Here is a 15,956-nt window from a genome sequence, read left to right on the forward strand (position 1 = left end):
CAGCAACGGCTGGAAAATCCGCATAACCAACGGAAGACCCCAACTCCTCGGCCCCCTCCTCTGGGACCCCACCCAAACCTGGCGACCCGCCCACAGCCACCGCGCGAATACGCCCAGCCCAAAACCCCACTGGCGCACCTAGACCTTGATGCCGTGGTGACCAGTTGGCTCGGCCGAGCGAATGAAAATCCGCTTGGCTGGGAGAGCTGAAAAGAAACTACTCGGCGCGGGCGGGCTCGAGCAGCTGGGCCACGTTGGAGTTGGCCTGGTTCGCCTGAGCCGACACGGCGATGCCGGGCTCGGCCAGAATCTTGGTGCTGGTCTGCTCGACCATCTTGGCGGCCAGGTCGCTGTCGCGCAGCGTCGAGGCGGCCGCAACGCGGTTCTCGGTGGCGACGGCTGCAGCCCTACCGTTGGACTCGACCGTGTCGAGCAGGGCGGTCGGCTCCGGTGTACTGCTGCGAGTGCCGCTGGAGCGTGCAACCGTCGGCTGAGCCGGGCCGCCTTGAACTGCGGCCAGCTTGCGCAGCGCGTCGGAGGCTCCGGTGCTGGAGGTATTGATTTGCATGCCCATTATGGTTTCTTCCATGAGGTGGTGCGGGTGCCCTGGTCCTTCCCTGGGCCGAAGATGTGACTGATCGTGGCACCGGTGCAGCGAGAAGACCGGGAACGATTGAGAGACTCCCTCAGAGGGGTCAGGAAGCGACGAGTTCTTCTGCGAGGAGCGGAACCCGCGCAGCGTGAGACATGCCCACGGTTGCGAGGTCGGCCAGGCGGGCGAGGTAGGCGCTGCGGCGGGCCGGCGCAATGCGCGACTCCGGCTCGTGTGCGGCCTCGGCGTCATCGGAGTAGTGAGTGCTGAGCCCGTCACGCAACAAGCGGATGGCTTCTGCCCGGGTCTGCGACACGGCCGAGTGCGTAATGCCGAGGTCGGCCGCGATCTCTTTGACCGGGCGATCGTCGAAGTAGATCTGTTCGACGATCTCGCGCATCTTCTCGGGCAGCGCCGCAATGGCGGCGTGCAGGTAGGTGAGACGCTCGGCCGAGAGTAGCGACTCTTCGGGCATTGCGGTGTCAGCGATGAGAAACTCAGCCGTGGTGTCATCGAGCGTCGACAGCGTGCGTTGGGCGTCTGACATGCCAGCGGATGCGCTCTCGCGGTCAACACCGAGCGCCGCCGCGATCTCGTCGACGTTGGGGGTGCGCCCCAGTGCCGCCGACAACGTCTCCTGCACGGCCATGGTCTCTTTGATACGACGGCGTGCGGTGCGCGTTGCCCAGTCGTTGGAGCGCATTTCATCGGCGAAGGCACCGATTATTCGACGACGGGCGAAGGCGCCGAAGGGAACGCCGAGGTCGGGTTTGAAGGCATCCGCTGAAGTAATCAGAGCCACGGCGCCGGCTGAGGCCAGATCATCACGCGAGAGGTGGCGGGCCTTGGCCCAGACCTCGGAGACGAGGTAGCCGACGAGTGGGAGATTTTCAACCACGAGGGCATTGCGGTCACTGCGATTCACAAGCCGTCCCCCAAGAGAAATAAATCACGATTGTTCGTGAAACAGGAGGACCCTTACGCCCCCGTAGGAGCCCTCAATGCCTGTTTTTTTTAAAAAGTACCGCACTCAGGGGTAAGTGGGTAGAGCGTTTGTGTCTATATTAGAGAATGGGAACCCCCCTTTATGGGGCTTATCGTGCTGCGAGGCACCCGTTTTGGGGCCTTCGCGGGCTTCTCTTATGGGCCAGGCCTCCAATAAATTGAACAGATATTCAGTCGGGGCCACTTACCTTGCTCGCATTCGGACCGATAGTGACTGATAACGAGACACTGCACACGCGACAGCCTGTGCTCCACGATACGAAAAAGTGATTGGAGGACTCATGGGCGCCAATGAACTTTCTGCTCTGCTCTGGCGCGAACGTGAGCTTCTTGAGCTACTCGTCTTCAAGCTCGAAGAAGAACAGCTGTTACTGCAGGGCGGCAAATCACGCTGGTTGCAGCACGCCACCCGCGAGGTCGAACAGGTGCTCAACCTCGTGCGTGAAGCCGGACTCGGCCGCTCGGTCGAGGTTGCGGCCCTGGCCACCCAGTGGGGCACCGCGGAGGATGCCACGCTGCGCGAGCTCGTTGCCAACGCCCCGGAGGGCCCGTGGAGCGAGATCTTCTCTGCTCACCTCACGGCGATGGGCGACCTGACCGCGCAGATCAAAGAGCTGCGCGACACCAACGAGCGATTCATTCGCGCTGCGGCTCGCTCCCTGCAGGAAACCATGGCCATGGCCACCTCCCACCCGAAGACCTACGATGCCAGCGGATTCACCGGCGCCACGATCGCCGACGCCCGGATCTTCGACCGGAACCTGTAGCCGTGAGCACCTTCAGCGGATTGAACACCGCGTATACCGGTCTGGTCGCGGCCCGCCAAGGCCTCGACGTGGTCGGGCAGAACATCGCCAACGCCAACACGGTCGGCTACACCCGGCAGCGCGTCACGACGTCAGCCATCGGCGGTGTCGCCTCGACCGGCATTCTCTCGAACGGTCAGCGCATCGGCCAGGGCGTCTCGGTGGACGGCATCGCACGCCTCGGCAGCGCCCAGCTCGACGCTCAGGTTCGCGGGGCTGCCGCCGCCGCCGGCTACACCGCCGTTCGCGCCAATTCACTCAGCTCTATAGAGACGTCGCTACACGAGCCGGGCGAAGACGGCATTTCAGCCAAACTGGATGCCTTTTGGGCCAGCTGGCAGGGCCTCGCCAACAGTTCAGACACGACAACTCCCGCCGCCCTCGTGCTCTCCACCGCCGGCGAGCTCGTGACGCAGATCGCCCAGGGCTATCAGGCCGTTACCGATGAATGGGCGTCGGTGCGCAGCGACCTCGGACACATGGTCACCGAGCTCAATGGCGCCGCCCAGCAGGTCGCCGATCTCAACGTGCAGATTCGCCAGACCGTGGCCGGTGGCGGTAACGCCAACGAACTTCTCGACCAGCGCAGTGTTTTGACGACGACGATTTCGGCGTTGACCGGGGCATCCGTTGTGGCGAAGAGTGACGGCACGGTTGACGTGTTGGTCAGCGGCAATGCGCTGGTAACGGGTGGGACCGCGAACGCAATGGCGGTTTCGGTCGGTGCGGCGGGCGGTGCGGCGGGCGGTGCAGCAGTCGGCGCGACGGTGACCCTGAAGTGGACGGATACCACGAAGTCCGCTGTCTCGATTGAGGGCGGCGAGATGGCGGGGGCGTTGTCGCTGCTGGGTGGCGACGGCGAACTCAACAAAGCGGCCAAGGCATACGACTCCTTTGCGATAGATCTCGCCGACAAGGTCAACGCGATCTATGCGACGGGCACGAATGTGGTCGGTGGCCAATCCGGGCCGTTCTTCTCGTTTGTTCTTGGAAACGCCGCGCAGACACTCGGAGTGGTGCCGACAGCAGGCTCCGACGTTGTTGCCGGCAACAGTGGATTGGGCGCGTTCGACGGCTCGATCGCCGATCGCCTCGCCCAGCTCGGTGCCGGCAAGGCAACGAATACGGCCGGCGCGATCGCAACCCCCAACACCGTTTGGTCGGACTTCGTATCGACCATTGCCGTGGCTACGCAGTCACACCTGCAGCAGGCGAACCTGGCCAGCTCGACGGCCACGTTTGCGGTGAGCCAGCAGCTGGCGAACGCATCCGTCGACCTGGATGAAGAGAACGTCAACCTGCTCATGTTTCAAACCGCGTATCAGGGCGCGGCTCGCGTGATGACGGCCGTCGATGAGATGCTCGACACCCTCATCAACCGCACCGGCCTGGTAGGAAGGTAAGTCATGATCTCCCGAGTGACCGGCCAGACCCAGATGCGCACGGCCCAGCGCAACCTTCAAGAGAATATGGCGCAGCTGTCGAAGCTGCAGGAGCAGGCGAGCACGCTCAAGGGGCTCAACCGTCCGTCGGACGACCCGACCGCCACTACCGCCGCCATGTCGGTGCGGGCCGAGCAGGCCGCCACCGCGCAGTACGCCCGCAATGCCGACGACGGTAACAATTGGCTGACCACACTGGATTCGGCGATGTCGGCCACGAGTGACATCATGAATCGGGTGCGCTACCTCACCGTGCAGGGCTCCAACGGCACGGTGAGCCCGACCGCCAAAGAAGCCATCGCCGTCGAGCTCGAGGGGCTCAAGGCCGAACTGCTCGGCCAGGCCAACACGAAGTATCTCGGCCGCAGTGTGTTCGCGGGTAACTCTGATGCGGCGGCTGCGTACACGATGGATGTTTCAGGCGCCTATGTTTACAACGCCAGCGCGGGCTCGGTTGAGCGGCGGATCAGCGCGGATGCGACGGTTCGGGTTGATGCCGACGGGGCCGCCGTGTTCGGTGGTAGCACTGCGAAACCGCAGACCGTCTTCGCGGAGCTCGACGGCCTCATCGCGAGCCTGCGCGACACCAGCGGAACGGCGCCCGCGGTTTCTTCTCACCTCAGCGCGATTGATACGAGGATGAACGCCATGACGAACCAGTGGGCGACGATCGGTTCGCGCCAGGTGCAGGTCGAACGTGCCCAAGACAATCTGCTCTCCAAGACCGGGGCGCTCGAGAACCAGCGCGCCGGACTCGAAGATCTCAACCTCACCGAGGTCGTTCTGCAGCTCAAGCTGCAGGAGATCTCGTACCAGTCCGCCCTCGCCGTAACCGCCAAGGTGTTACAGCCCACACTGATGGATTTCCTTAGATGAGCCCGTTGTCCAGCCCGACTCTGACCTTTGTCACTCCCCCACCCGGGTTGGCGCCGCTGACGGTTTTCACGCTCAACACGATCGACGGAGCCGACGGGCTGTACTCGCTTCAGGCCGACGAGACGTCGAAAACCCGCCTGTTCGTGCTCGACGCCGGGGTTCACCTGCCCGACTATAAGCCGGTCCTCTCGAATGACCAATCCGCCGCGATCGAGATCACCACGCCCGTCGACGCCCTCGTTCTCGTGGTCGTCAACCCCGGCGAAACCACGACGACGGTCAACCTCATGGCTCCCATCGTGGTCAACGCCGGCACGGGCGCCTGCGCTCAGTTCATTCTGGACGACCAGGACTGGCCGCTGCACGCCGAACTCGGCACCGGCGGCAGATAGTTCCCTCCGCCGCTGGGGTTCAGAGGCTGCGGGCAACTAGTGCGATTCGGCCTCGATCAGGGCTACCTCGAAGGCGACCCAGGACAGCATGGCGCACTTGACCCGAGCGGGGTAGCGCGAGACCCCCCCGAAGGCAGCGGCGTCGCCAAGAATCTCTTCGTCGGGTTCAATTCTTCCGCGGGAACGCAGCATCTCGCGAAAGTTGTCGAGCAGGGCGCGTGCCTCGGTCGTGCTGAGGCCGCGCAGGGTGTCGGTGAGAATCGAAGCGGATGCCTGCGAGATCGAGCAGCCCACGCCGGTCCAGACCAGGTCGGTCACGGCGGCATCCGCTCTTTCACGGGCGCTGAGCGAGACGCGCAGGGTGACCTCGTCGCCGCAGGTGGTGTTGATCTGATGCGATTCAGCCACCCGCAGACCGCTCGCGGCGCCAAGCGTTGCGGCCTCGGCCAGCGGGGTGAGGGCGACTGCTCCGTGCCGGGCTTTCGAGTGCTCCAGAATGATCGTCTGGTACAGGCTCTGCAGGTCGCTCATCGACGCACTCCGAAGAAGGGGGCGATCTCGGCCAGGGTGGCCAGAAACAGGTCGACCTCGTCGGTGGTGTTGTAGAGGTAGGTGCTCGCCCGAGTGGAGGCGGTCACGCCGAGCCGGCGGTGCAGCGGCTGGGCACAGTGATGTCCCACCCGCACGGCGATGCCGGCGTCGTCGAGAAACTGGCCAACGTCGTGCGCGTGCACACCAGCGACATCAACGGCGGCGAGGCCGAGCCGTTCCACCCCGAGGCCGGGGCCGAGGAGCCGCACGCCGGGAATTTCGGCGAGCCCCGCGACCAGACGCTGGCCGAGCTGGGCCTCCCAGGCTGCTACCCGATCCATGCCGGTTTCGCGCAGGTAGTCGACGGCTGCGGCCAGCGCGATGGCCTGCGAGATGCGTTGGGTGCCGGCTTCGAAGCGCTGCGGCGGCGCCAAGAACTCAGCTTTCTCCATGTCAACGGTCGTAATCATCGACCCACCGGTGAGAAATGGCGGCATGTCGGCGAGCAGTTCGGCCCGGCCGTAGAGCGCGCCGATACCCGTCGGGCCGAGCATCTTGTGGCCGGAGAAGACGGCAAAGTCCACATCGAGCGCCGCGACGTCGACCGGCAGGTGCGGCACGGTCTGGCACGCGTCCAGCACTGTGAGGGCATCGACTCTGCGAGCGAGGGCCACGAGTTCGGCGACCGGAGCAATGGTTCCGGTGACGTTCGAACCGTGCGTGAAGGCGAGCAGTCTCGTGTGCTGGCCGACAACATCCGCTGCCGCGTCGAGGTCGAGGGTGCCGTCATCGAGTACGGGAATGAAGCGCAGGGTGGCGCCGGTGCGCAGCGCGAGCTGCTGCCACGGAATGAGGTTGGCGTGGTGTTCCATCTCGGTGACCACGATCTCGTCGCCGGTGCCGAGGCTGAACCGGCGTGCGGCCGGGCCGCCGAGGCCGAGCGAGGCGTTGGAGAAGCTGTAGGCGAGAAGGTTGATGGCCTCGGTGGCGTTGGAGGTCCAGACGATCTCGTCGGTCTGGGCGCCGACGAACGCTGCGACTTTCTCGCGGGCGGCTTCGAACACCTCGGTCGCTTCGACGGCGAGCGTGTGTGCGCCGCGGTGCACGGCAGCGTTGCGCTGCTCGTAGTATTCCTGCTCGGCTTCCATCACGCTGATCGGGTTCTGCGAGGTCGCGCCCGAGTCGAGATAGGTGAGCGGATGCCCGTTCACCAGCTGGTGCAGCACAGGAAAGTCGTTGCGAATGCGTTCAACGTCGATGTTGGTCAGCGGGGCCGACTCAGTGCGCTGGGAACCGCGTGCGATGGTTCGAGATGGGGTAACGGCGGACGATGATGCAAAAGACGTCATACTCAAGGATATTCCCTCCCCCCGAACGCGAGCACCGAACGGGGAAGTCTGCGCGGGGAAGTCTGAGAGGGCGGTGGAAAACCCGGCGGCAGCGTGTGAGGCTTGAGGGGTGACCAAGACTGCCGAACACACCGAGCTCCGCGAGGAGGTGTCACTCGACCGACCGTGGGTGACGCTGGTCTGGGACGACCCGGTCAATCTCATGTCCTACGTCGCCTACGTTTTTCGCAGCTACTTCGGGGTCACCCCGAAGCAAGCCGAACGGCTGATGCTGCAGGTGCACAACAACGGCCGGGCCGTCGTGGCCACCGGTAATCGCGAATCGATGGAACGCCACGTCGAAGCCATGCACGGCTACGGTCTCTGGGCAACCCTCGCCAAGGCCGACGAGTGAGCGGCCTGCGACGGTTCACGCTGCACGAGTCCGGTGCCCTGCTCGGCCGGTTCGAACCAATCGAGGTTGACCTACTGCGCCTGGCCACCAGCCAGCTCGTGGACATGCTCGACGCCGGCGCCGCCGACCCGCAGCTCGCCGCGAGCGACGGCGTCTTCGGCCGCCTGCTGCCCGTCGCCTACCCTGACGACGCCGCCGCGGCGGCGGATTTTCGTCGCTTCACGGCGACCGACCTGCTCAAACGCAAGGCGCAGAACGCCCAGATCGTGCTGGGCTCTCTGGGAACGGACCCTGCCAGCGCAGCAGACGCAGCCAGCGAGGGGGATACGGCCGGCCTCGACACCGAGGATCGCCAGCCGGTCACCATCAGTCTCGACGCCGACGCCGTGCAAGCCTGGCTGCGCAGCCTCACCGACCTGCGGCTGACGCTCGCCGACCGGTTGCAGATCTCTCCCGACGGAGTCGTGCACCTCGTCGGTGACGACGCGCGTTTTCTGGGCGAACTCTACGACTGGCTGGGCATGCTGCAGGAGGAACTCGTCTACACGATCGACGTGTGACCGCGGCGACGAGCTGACCCATCGGCGTACTCGGCCAGCAGACCTCGGGCAGCAACACCGATCACGGCGCTGTAAGTGGGGTAGGCGAAGCGCACGTTGGCCAGCGTGGCCACGTCGATGCCGGCGGCCATCGCCGTAGTGACCGACTGAATGACCTCCACGGCGTTCTCACCGACCGCGTGGGCTCCGAGAATGAGCTCACGCCGGCGATCGGTGATGAGTTTGAAAAATCCTCGTTGGCGATCGTCGATCACCGCACGATCCAGCCGCGAGAACGGCACCACCTCCACCACGCAGAGCTCGTCGCGACGCCGGGCCTCAACCTCGGTCAGGCCAACGCCGGCGTAGTCGGGATCCGTGAAGCCACCCGCCGGAAGCAAGTGGTGCGGGGTTCGCCGGTTGGCATCCAGAACGGCGTTCTCGGCTGCGGCCTCTCCCTCGAACTGTGCCGCTTGCACCAGCATGTCCCGGCCGTTGGCATCACCGACGGCGAAGATGTGCGGCACCGAACTGCGAAAATACGCATCGACAGGAATAGTGGAACGACTCGTGACCACGCCGGCTGAGTCGAGACCGAGGTCGTCGACGTCCGCTGGCCAGCCGGTTGCCATGATCACGGCGTCGAAGCTGCCTGACACGTCCTGCCCGTCCTCGCGCCAGGTCAGGGTGATCGAGCCGTCGGTGGCACGGTCTAGTCCGGCGACACCCTGAATACCGAGGCGGAGGGCGACGCCCTGTTCGACGAAGGCCTCGGCGACGGCGTGCGAGACGGACTCATCGGATGTGGCGAGCACCCGGTCGGCCACGTCGAGCAGGGTCACGGCTGAACCGAAAGAATTGAACACGGTGACCAGTTGCGCGCCGGTGTTCCCGCCGCCGATAACAGCCAGCCGCCCGGGAACCCGAGGCAGGTCGAGCACGTGTTCGGGCACCACCGCCAGCTCAGCTCCCGGCACCGGCAGGCGGCGGGAATGACCGCCCACGCAGACCAGGATTGCGCCGGCCGAAATCGTGCGCCCCGTCTCGAGCATGAGTGTGAAGGCATCCACAAAGCGGGCGCGCCCCTCAAGGATGAGGTGAACGCCGGCATCGGCAAATCGGGTGGCCTCGTTTTTCATGGAACGCACCCGGTCCACGGTCTCCCGAACCCGGGCAACAGTGGCAGGCCAGTCGATGGGGCGCTCCGTCACCGAGATGCCATACGTGTCGGCCGTTCGAATCTCTCGCATGAGTCTCGCTGTTTTGGCCAGCACGCGGGTGGGCACGCATCCGGTGTTCACGCACGTGCCGCCAAGGCGATCAGCCTCGCAGACGGCGACGGATGCGCCGAGTTCGGCGGCGCGCAGGGCTGCAGCGGCTCCAGCCGGGCCGGCACCGATCACGACCACGTCGAAATGGTCGCGAACGAGACCGCTCGAATCGTGTGCCGAATTGGCGGCTGGCATCGCGTGCGCGACGATTGGGGCAGTGGTCATCTCGGTCTCCCACCGTCGACAGGTACCCAGATCCTGACAGCGTCGGCTGTGAATATGCCGGTGCCCGAGTGGCTGCAGATCTCCCCGTTGGCCTCAGGCCAGAGATGACGACACTCCGTTTCTACGCGAACTCTCGCCGTCACCGGTGCGAAAACTTCTCATCATCGTGCTGTCAGTTTGGTGGGCAGCGTGTGCGGTACCCTACTCTGTGGAACCACAACCACCGTGTGCTCAAGGTCGCACGCACGGCTCGACTTGGCCCGCGATGGAGACCCATGGACCTCAGCACTGTGACACACGTCACCGCCGCTCGACAGCGGAGCGACCTCGCCGCGCTCGGGCCGACCGTGGTACCGCTGGCCGGAGGATCCGAGCTGTTCGCGTACCCGCGGGCCCACCTCACCGGTCTTGTCGATCTGCACAGCTTTGGCTGGCCCGCCCTGACCGTAACCGGGGACGGCCTCTCAATTGCCGCGACCTGCACCATCGCTGAACTATCCCGGCTGCCGATGCGGGCGGGCTGGGCGGCGCATCCGCTGTTCTATCACTGCTGCACGGCCCTGTTTGGCTCGTTCAAGGTGTGGAACGTCGCGACCGTCGGTGGCAACCTCGCCACCTCGCTGCCGGCCGGTCCCATGATCACCCTCGCCGTCGCACTCGACGCCGAGCTGCTGGTCTGGCGCGGCGACGGCAGCGACGAGGTCGTACCGGCCCGCGAGTTCGTCACGGGAGACATGACCAACGTGCTCGCGCCGAATGATGTGCTGCGCTCCATCCACGTGCCGCTGGCCTCGCTGCAGGCGCGCACGGCGTATCGCAAGATTGCCCTGTCGCCGCTCGGGCGCTCGGGCGCGGTACTCGCCGGGCTGCTTTTGATCGATGGCACCTTCGTGCTCACGGTGACGGCGGCGACGCTGCACCCGGTGCAGTTGCGCTACCCGGCACTACCCGCCGCCGAGGTTCTCGCCCGCGATATCAGCGCGATCGACTGCTGGTTCACGGATGCCCATGGCGCGGCCGACTGGCGACGCGCAATGGGCCTGCTCCTGGGCGAAGAGATTCGCGCCGAACTCGCCGGCACCGCGACCGAGGCCGGAAGGCACTCGTGACGATCGAGCAGATGCGGGTGACCACGGAAACCATGAACTTCGACATCAACGGATGCCCGGTCGAGGCGACGCCGGCACCCGGCCAGTGCCTGCGCACCCTGCTGCGTGAGCACGAGCACTTCGACGTCAAAAAGGGCTGCGATACCGGCGATTGCGGCGCCTGCACGGTGCAGGTCGATGGCACGCCCGTGCACTCCTGCATCTATCCGGCGTTTCGCGCCGCCGGAAAGCAGATCACAACGGCGGCCGGCCTCGGTCAGCCGGGCAACCTCGCCCCGGTGCAGCAGCGCTTCGTCGACGCCGCAGGCTTTCAGTGCGGTTTCTGCACACCCGGAATGGTCGTCACCGCCGCAGCGATTACCTCAGCTGACAGTGCGTCGGATGCCGCCACCAATCTCGATGATTTACCGCGACTGCTCACGGGAAACCTGTGCCGCTGTACCGGCTACCGCTCGATCAGCGACGCGATTCACGGCCAGCACACTCCGCCGGAAGGCTCCTGCCACAGCGCGCCGGAGCTCGAACGCTCAACAGCATCGCGTCTCGGACCGGTGCGGGCGACCGGTCGGCCTGTGACCGGGCCCCCCGCCGGGCCGGTCGGCACCTCCCCCGGCGCCATCGCGGGCGAACGGGTCGTGAGCGGGATGGAACCCTACACCCTCGACGTGACCATCCCCGGGTTGCTGCACCTCGCCGTGCTGGGGAGTCCGCACGCGCACGCACGCATCCGCTCTCTCAATGCGGCACGAGCGGCCGCGTTGCCCGGCGTGCACCGCGTGCTCACCCACGCCGATTCCCCCACGACCCTGTTTTCGACGGCGCGGCACGAGAGCCGGTTCGACGACCCCGACGACACCCTGGTCTTCGACGAGACCCTGCGCTTTCGCGGGCAGCGCGTCGCGGCGGTCGTGGCCGACTCCGTGGCGATCGCCGAGGCGGCCTGCCGACTCATCCATGTCGAGTACGACCTGCTCGACGCCGTGTTCGACCCGCAGCTGTCGGGGCAGCCCGGCGCTCCACTCGTGCACGGCGATAAGGACCCGGTCGTCTCGCGCCTGGCCGACCCTGGGCGCAACCTCGTCGCCGAGCTGCACGGCGAATTCGGCTCCGTCGAGGCCGGCCTCGCGCAGGCGACCACCATCGTTTCCGGTCGCTGGCAGACCCAGCGTATCTCCCATACCCACATCGAAACCCACGCCACGATCGGCTGGCGTGACAAAGACCGGCTGGTGCTCCGCACGAGCTCGCAGGTTCCATTCTTGGTGCAGAAAGAGATCTGCCGTCTGTTCGACCTCGACCCGGCCGACGTGCGGGTCTTCACCAAACGCGTCGGCGGCGGTTTCGGCGGCAAGCAGGAGCTGCTCACCGAAGACCTCGTCACCCTCGCCGTGCTCGAAACCGGGCGCCCGGTGCAGTACGAATTCACCCGCACCGACGAGCTCACCATCGCCCCGGTACGTCACCCGATGACGATCGACGTCACCCTCGGCGCGCACGGCGACGGCCGCCTCACCGCGCTGAAACTCGGCGTGCTCGCCGACACCGGCGCCTACGGCAACCACGCTCCCGGCGTGATGTTCCATGGCACGAGTGAATCCGTCGCGCTTTACAACGTGCCCAACAAGAGAGTGGATGCCCAGAGCGTTTACACCAATAATCCTCCGTCGGGCGCTTTTCGCGGTTACGGCCTCGGCCAGATCATCTTCGCGATTGAGTGCGCGCTCGACGAGCTGGCCCGCGAACTCGGCGTGGATCCGTTTGAACTGCGCCGGCTGAACTCGGTGCAGCCCGGCGACCCGCTCGTCGTCACGCACGAGGAGGGCCCCGACCTCGTGTTCGGCAGCTACGGCCTCGACCAGTGCCTCGACCTCGCCGAGGCGGCGCTGAAACGGGGCAATCGGTCCGTCGTTCCGACCGGGGCCGAGTGGCGGGTCGGCACCGGCATGGCATCGTCGATGATCGCGACCACGCCGCCGCGCGGGCACCGCTCGGAGGCATCCGTTGCGCTCACGACGGGCGGCCGGTATCTGGTGCGGGTGGGCACGACCGAGTTCGGCAACGGCACCACGACCGTGCACGCGCAGATCGCCGCGACGGCGCTGCAGACGACCGTGGACCGCATCGATCTGGTGCACTCCGACACGGACGCGGCCGGTTACGATTCCGGCGCGTTCGGCTCGTCCGGTGTCGTTGTGGCGGGCAAGGCGGTACTCGCCGCGGCGACCGCGCTGGCCGAGACCCTCGTCGAAGCGGCGGTGTCGTGCAGCGGGTCGGCTGCCGACGCCGACGCGACCTGGCAGTTGGAGCGCGACGGGCTGCGCACGGCAGGAATGGTCGTATCGCTCGCCTCCCTGGCGCGCTGGGCCGCAGCCAATGACGTCGATCTGACCGCTACGCGCAAAGAAGACGGGGCGCTCCGCTCACTCGCCTTCAACGTGCACGCGTTTCGGGTCGCCGTGAACACCGCCACCGGTGAGGTGCGCATTTTGCAGTCCATTCAGGCTGCGGATGCCGGCTTCGTCATGAATCCCGAACAGTGCCGCGGACAGATCGAGGGCGGCGTCGCGCAGGCGCTCGGCACCGCCCTGTTCGAGGAGGTCGTGCTCGACGGCGCCGGGGCCGTGACGACGCGGGTGCTGCGTAACTACCACGTGCCCCAGCTCGTGGATCTGCCGGTCACCGAGGTCTATTTTGCACGGAGCCACGACGTGCTCGGGCCCTACGGCGCAAAGTCGATGAGTGAGTCGACCTACAACCCGGTCGCACCGGCGCTGGCCAATGCGGTGCGCGACGCGATCGGTATCCGTCCGACGGAGTTGCCGATGTCGCGCGACCGAATCTGGCGTCTGCTGCACGGTTGAGCGGGTGTGCGAACCCCCGGCGCAGGTCTGGTGGCCGTTCGGTACCCAGCTGCGCAGATTCTCGGCCAGACGGAGCCGCAATGCCGAGTGTGAGGCGAGGAGCCGGTAATCTGCGTTGATGTGAACAGGACCGTTTTTCACGAAGTCTTTCGCGGCCATATTTTTCACGTTGCCGGCGCTCCGACTGTCGCCGCGGCCCGCGAACACCTCGTGTCGGTGCCCGACGGCGCCCTCGTCACCGCCGCCGACGGCACGATTGTCTGGGTCGGCCCGTTCGCCGACCTCCCGGCGGCGTTCGCGGGGCTGCCGGTGACCCGAACCGGGTTCATCGTGCCGGGGTTTGTCGACACCCACCTGCATTTTCCCCAGACCTACACGACGGATGCCTACGGCGGCGGCCAGCTACTCGAATGGCTCGACGAGTGTGTCTTTCCGGCTGAGTCCAGGCTGGTGGACCCGGGGTTTGCACGGCAGATCGCGCGTGATTTCACCCGAAGACGGGCATCCGTCGGCACGACCAGCGCGCTCGTGTTCGGGTCGGCGTTTGCGCCCGCGCAGGACGCCCTGTTCGAAGAAACGCAAGCGTCCGGCCTGCGGTTGGTGAGCGGACGCGGCATTCAGACCGTCGGCACCGACTCAGCCCGGGCACTGCTCACGAGCGAGCAGGCGGCGATCGAGCTCACGGCCGCCGAGATCGACCGCTGGCACGCCGTCGACACCGGCGACGCCCGGACCGCGCTGCTGCAGGTCGCTATCGTGCCGCGGTTCAGCCTCTCGGTGACGCCGACGACCCTGGCCGGGCTCGGCGAGCTCTACGACGCGGTGCGCGACCGCGGCGTGTACTTTCACAGCCACCTCAACGAGAATGACCGGCCGGGAACCGGCGAGATCGACGTGGTGCGTTCGGTATTCGGTACCAAGACCTACCTTGATACCTATGATGGATGCTTTCTGCCTGGCTCGGTTCAAGGTGGCACGAGCCTGCTCGGCCCCCGCAGCATCCTCGCCCACGCCGTGCACTGCCAGGACAGCGAGCTGGCCCGCCTCGCCGACACCGGCACGTCGATCGCGCACTGCCCGACGTCGCAGGCGTTTCTCGGCTCGGGTACCATGCCGTGGCGGCGCACGACCGCGTTCGGCGTGAACGTCGCGATCGGAACGGATATCGGCGGCGGCGACGAATGGCTCGTCGCACGGGTGCTCAACGACTGCTACAAGGGGCACCTGTCGGAACCCGGCGACGCCGGCGTGGCACTCGATCCGGCCGCTCTGCTGTTCACCGGAACGCTCGCCGGAGCCCGCGCCCTCGATATGGAGGACCGATTCGGAAACTTTGACCTCGGCAAGGACGCGGATTTTCTGCTCATCGACCCCGACCGCTGGGAGCCGTTCGCACTCGTGTTGGAGAACGCCGTGCATGCCGACGACGCCGCGCTGGCCGCCGAACAGACCCTCTTCGCGCTGCTGCTCGCCCTGCGGGAGCCCGCGATCACCGGCGTCTACGTGCGCGGCCGTCGCGTCAGGGTGGAATAGGCTCAGCTGCCGCGTGAGGTGGAGTAGGCGAACGGGGCGAGCGGCAGCGGCACGTCGTGGTGCTCGGCACAGTCGGTGCCCGGCACAGTCGGTGGTCAGCACAGTCGGTAATCAGCACAGTCGGTGGTCAGCACGGCCGGCGGGCAGCACGGCCGACGGGTGCCGAATTCTGGTCGGCAGTCACCAGGGAGCCTCGAGTTCCTCGAGATCTTCATACACGCTCCTGATGGCATAGCCGTCAAAGGCGGAGGCGCTGTCGATCGGGCATTCCAGCCAGACGGCCGCGCCGTCGGCGTGCCTTCGGGCCGAGGAGTCGGCGATCCGCGCGAGCGGAATCCCCCGCCGCGCGAGCGGGTACAGCTCGAAAACCATACGATGGCAGGCATGCAGATGCCGCCGCCACCCAGCCGTACCGCCGGGCTCGTGCTCGCCGCCGGGGCCGGTTCGCGCTACGGCCGGCCGAAAGCGCTCGTGTACGACGCTGCCGGGCACTCCTGGCTGCAGCACGCCGTCGAGGTACTGACAGCCGGCGGGTGCTCCCCCGTGATCGTGGTGCTCGGCGCCCGCGGGGCCGAGGCCGCGGCCCTGCTCGAACCGACGGCATCCGTTCTCGTCGTGGAGGCTGCCGACTGGGCCGACGGGCTCTCGGCCTCCCTGCGTGCCGGACTGCGCTGCGCTGCCGCCCTTCCCGCGGTTACGGCCGTCGCGGTCATTCCGGTGGACGTGCCCGATCTGAACGCGGAAACGGTCGCGCGGGTCATCGGCACGAGAATAAGCGGCACGAGAATAAGCGGTGCGAACAACGACAGTGACGGCACACTGCGCCAGGCCCGGTTTGCCGGCCAACCGGGCCATCCCGTCGTGATCGGCCGCGCGCACTGGACGCCCCTGATCGCCACTGCGGCCGGTGACACCGGTGCCGGTCCGTACCTGCGCGCGCACGAGGTCGAGGCGATCGAATGCGGCGATCTGGGCACGGGTATCGACATCGACCGGCCCAACTGACTCCCACCGGCCCCACTGGCTGGGCA

General features: G+C 66.5%; 16 protein-coding genes. 10 read left to right on the top strand and 6 right to left on the bottom strand.

All coding sequences use genetic code 11. The annotated features are described in order from the left end of the window. Positions 1–217: 217 nt before the first annotated feature. A complete protein-coding gene (locus IWX77_RS08120) occupies positions 218–589 on the bottom strand; it encodes a flagellin (RefSeq protein ID WP_196844020.1) in 372 nt (123 codons plus the stop codon). A gap of 106 nt (positions 590–695) precedes the next feature. Further along, positions 696–1,517, bottom strand: a complete 822-nt coding sequence (locus IWX77_RS08125; protein ID WP_196844021.1) for a sigma-70 family RNA polymerase sigma factor — start codon at positions 1,515–1,517, stop codon at positions 696–698. A 361-nt stretch (positions 1,518–1,878) separates the two neighbouring features. On the opposite strand from IWX77_RS08125, the gene IWX77_RS08130 reads away from it, so the two are divergent. Genes IWX77_RS08130 through IWX77_RS08145 form a run of 4 tightly spaced genes read left to right on the top strand, consistent with a single transcriptional unit; the run spans position 1,879 to position 5,113 of the window. Next, positions 1,879–2,364, top strand: a complete 486-nt coding sequence (locus tag IWX77_RS08130) for a flagellar protein FlgN (protein WP_196844022.1) — start codon at positions 1,879–1,881, stop codon at positions 2,362–2,364. A 2-nt stretch (positions 2,365–2,366) separates the two neighbouring features. Further along, entirely contained in the window at positions 2,367–3,806 is a 1,440-nt protein-coding gene (gene flgK, locus IWX77_RS08135; RefSeq protein ID WP_196844023.1) for a flagellar hook-associated protein FlgK, read from the top strand. Positions 3,807–3,809: 3 nt separating this feature from the next. Next, on the top strand, positions 3,810–4,721 hold the full coding sequence (flgL, locus tag IWX77_RS08140) for a flagellar hook-associated protein FlgL (RefSeq protein ID WP_196844024.1): 912 nt from the start codon (positions 3,810–3,812) through the stop codon (positions 4,719–4,721). Continuing rightward, positions 4,718–5,113 carry a flagellar assembly protein FliW gene (locus IWX77_RS08145; protein ID WP_196844025.1) on the top strand — a complete coding sequence of 132 codons (396 nt, stop codon included), beginning with the start codon at positions 4,718–4,720 and terminating at the stop codon, positions 5,111–5,113. Before flgL ends, IWX77_RS08145 begins: the two co-directional genes overlap by 4 nt. A gap of 36 nt (positions 5,114–5,149) precedes the next feature. Here IWX77_RS08145 and sufU read toward each other — a convergent pair whose 3' ends face one another. Together sufU and IWX77_RS08155 are read right to left on the bottom strand one after the other, a co-directional pair. Then, the gene (gene sufU, locus IWX77_RS08150; protein ID WP_196844026.1) at positions 5,150–5,644 is read right to left on the bottom strand and encodes a Fe-S cluster assembly sulfur transfer protein SufU; all 495 of its coding nucleotides are present in this window, start codon (positions 5,642–5,644) and stop codon (positions 5,150–5,152) included. After that, positions 5,641–6,993: a cysteine desulfurase gene (locus IWX77_RS08155; RefSeq protein WP_196844027.1), complete on the bottom strand. Its 1,353-nt coding sequence runs from the start codon at positions 6,991–6,993 to the stop codon at positions 5,641–5,643. The genes sufU and IWX77_RS08155 overlap by 4 nt, the downstream gene beginning before the upstream one ends. A 109-nt stretch (positions 6,994–7,102) precedes the next feature. Here IWX77_RS08155 and clpS point away from each other — a divergent pair, with 109 nt between their 5' ends. Beyond that, positions 7,103–7,387 (top strand): ATP-dependent Clp protease adapter ClpS, encoded by a 285-nt coding sequence (clpS, locus tag IWX77_RS08160; protein WP_297412704.1) that lies wholly within the window; start codon positions 7,103–7,105, stop codon positions 7,385–7,387. After that, positions 7,384–7,947, top strand: a complete 564-nt coding sequence (locus IWX77_RS08165) for a DUF2017 family protein (RefSeq protein ID WP_297412703.1) — start codon at positions 7,384–7,386, stop codon at positions 7,945–7,947. The genes clpS and IWX77_RS08165 overlap by 4 nt, the downstream gene beginning before the upstream one ends. Here IWX77_RS08165 and IWX77_RS08170 read toward each other — a convergent pair. Beyond that, on the bottom strand, positions 7,929–9,422 hold the full coding sequence (locus IWX77_RS08170) for a dihydrolipoyl dehydrogenase family protein (protein ID WP_327012145.1): 1,494 nt from the start codon (positions 9,420–9,422) through the stop codon (positions 7,929–7,931). The genes IWX77_RS08165 and IWX77_RS08170 overlap by 19 nt on opposite strands. Positions 9,423–9,697: 275 nt before the next feature. On the opposite strand from IWX77_RS08170, the gene IWX77_RS08175 reads away from it, so the two are divergent. From IWX77_RS08175 to IWX77_RS08185, 3 genes are all read left to right on the top strand, one after another. Continuing rightward, positions 9,698–10,531, top strand: coding sequence for an FAD binding domain-containing protein (locus IWX77_RS08175; RefSeq protein ID WP_196844028.1), 834 nt, complete (start codon positions 9,698–9,700; stop codon positions 10,529–10,531). 32 nt (positions 10,532–10,563) lie between these two features. Further along, positions 10,564–13,392, top strand: a complete 2,829-nt coding sequence (locus tag IWX77_RS08180; RefSeq protein WP_196844123.1) for a molybdopterin-dependent oxidoreductase — start codon at positions 10,564–10,566, stop codon at positions 13,390–13,392. 120 nt (positions 13,393–13,512) lie between these two features. After that, positions 13,513–14,925 (top strand): amidohydrolase family protein, encoded by a 1,413-nt coding sequence (locus IWX77_RS08185; RefSeq protein ID WP_327012144.1) that lies wholly within the window; start codon positions 13,513–13,515, stop codon positions 14,923–14,925. A gap of 180 nt (positions 14,926–15,105) precedes the next feature. Here the strand turns inward: IWX77_RS08185 and IWX77_RS08190 are convergent, their stop codons facing one another. Continuing rightward, entirely contained in the window at positions 15,106–15,297 is a 192-nt protein-coding gene (locus IWX77_RS08190) for a hypothetical protein (protein ID WP_196844029.1), read from the bottom strand. 12 nt (positions 15,298–15,309) lie between these two features. Between IWX77_RS08190 and IWX77_RS08195 the strand changes: the two genes are divergently transcribed. Beyond that, positions 15,310–15,930: a nucleotidyltransferase family protein gene (locus IWX77_RS08195; RefSeq protein WP_327012143.1), complete on the top strand. Its 621-nt coding sequence runs from the start codon at positions 15,310–15,312 to the stop codon at positions 15,928–15,930. The last annotated feature ends 26 nt before the right edge of the window (positions 15,931–15,956 follow it).

Source organism: Cryobacterium sp. CAN_C2, assembly GCF_015751745.1.
In the GTDB taxonomy this organism is placed as follows: domain Bacteria; phylum Actinomycetota; class Actinomycetes; order Actinomycetales; family Microbacteriaceae; genus Cryobacterium.

Bases quoted from the DNA above. Each gene is read 5' to 3' on its own strand.
- IWX77_RS08120 (WP_196844020.1), bottom strand. From the start codon at position 589: ATGGAAGAAACCATAATGGGCATGCAAATCAATACCTCCAGCACCGGA.
- IWX77_RS08130 (WP_196844022.1), top strand. From the start codon at position 1,879: ATGGGCGCCAATGAACTTTCTGCTCTGCTCTGGCGCGAACGTGAGCTT.
- flgL (WP_196844024.1), top strand. From the start codon at position 3,810: ATGATCTCCCGAGTGACCGGCCAGACCCAGATGCGCACGGCCCAGCGC.
- IWX77_RS08145 (WP_196844025.1), top strand. From the start codon at position 4,718: ATGAGCCCGTTGTCCAGCCCGACTCTGACCTTTGTCACTCCCCCACCC.
- sufU (WP_196844026.1), bottom strand. From the start codon at position 5,644: ATGAGCGACCTGCAGAGCCTGTACCAGACGATCATTCTGGAGCACTCG.
- IWX77_RS08155 (WP_196844027.1), bottom strand. From the start codon at position 6,993: ATGACGTCTTTTGCATCATCGTCCGCCGTTACCCCATCTCGAACCATC.
- IWX77_RS08170 (WP_327012145.1), bottom strand. From the start codon at position 9,422: ATGACCACTGCCCCAATCGTCGCGCACGCGATGCCAGCCGCCAATTCG.
- IWX77_RS08175 (WP_196844028.1), top strand. From the start codon at position 9,698: ATGGACCTCAGCACTGTGACACACGTCACCGCCGCTCGACAGCGGAGC.
- IWX77_RS08180 (WP_196844123.1), top strand. From the start codon at position 10,564: ATGAACTTCGACATCAACGGATGCCCGGTCGAGGCGACGCCGGCACCC.
- IWX77_RS08190 (WP_196844029.1), bottom strand. From the start codon at position 15,297: ATGGTTTTCGAGCTGTACCCGCTCGCGCGGCGGGGGATTCCGCTCGCG.
- IWX77_RS08195 (WP_327012143.1), top strand. From the start codon at position 15,310: ATGCAGATGCCGCCGCCACCCAGCCGTACCGCCGGGCTCGTGCTCGCC.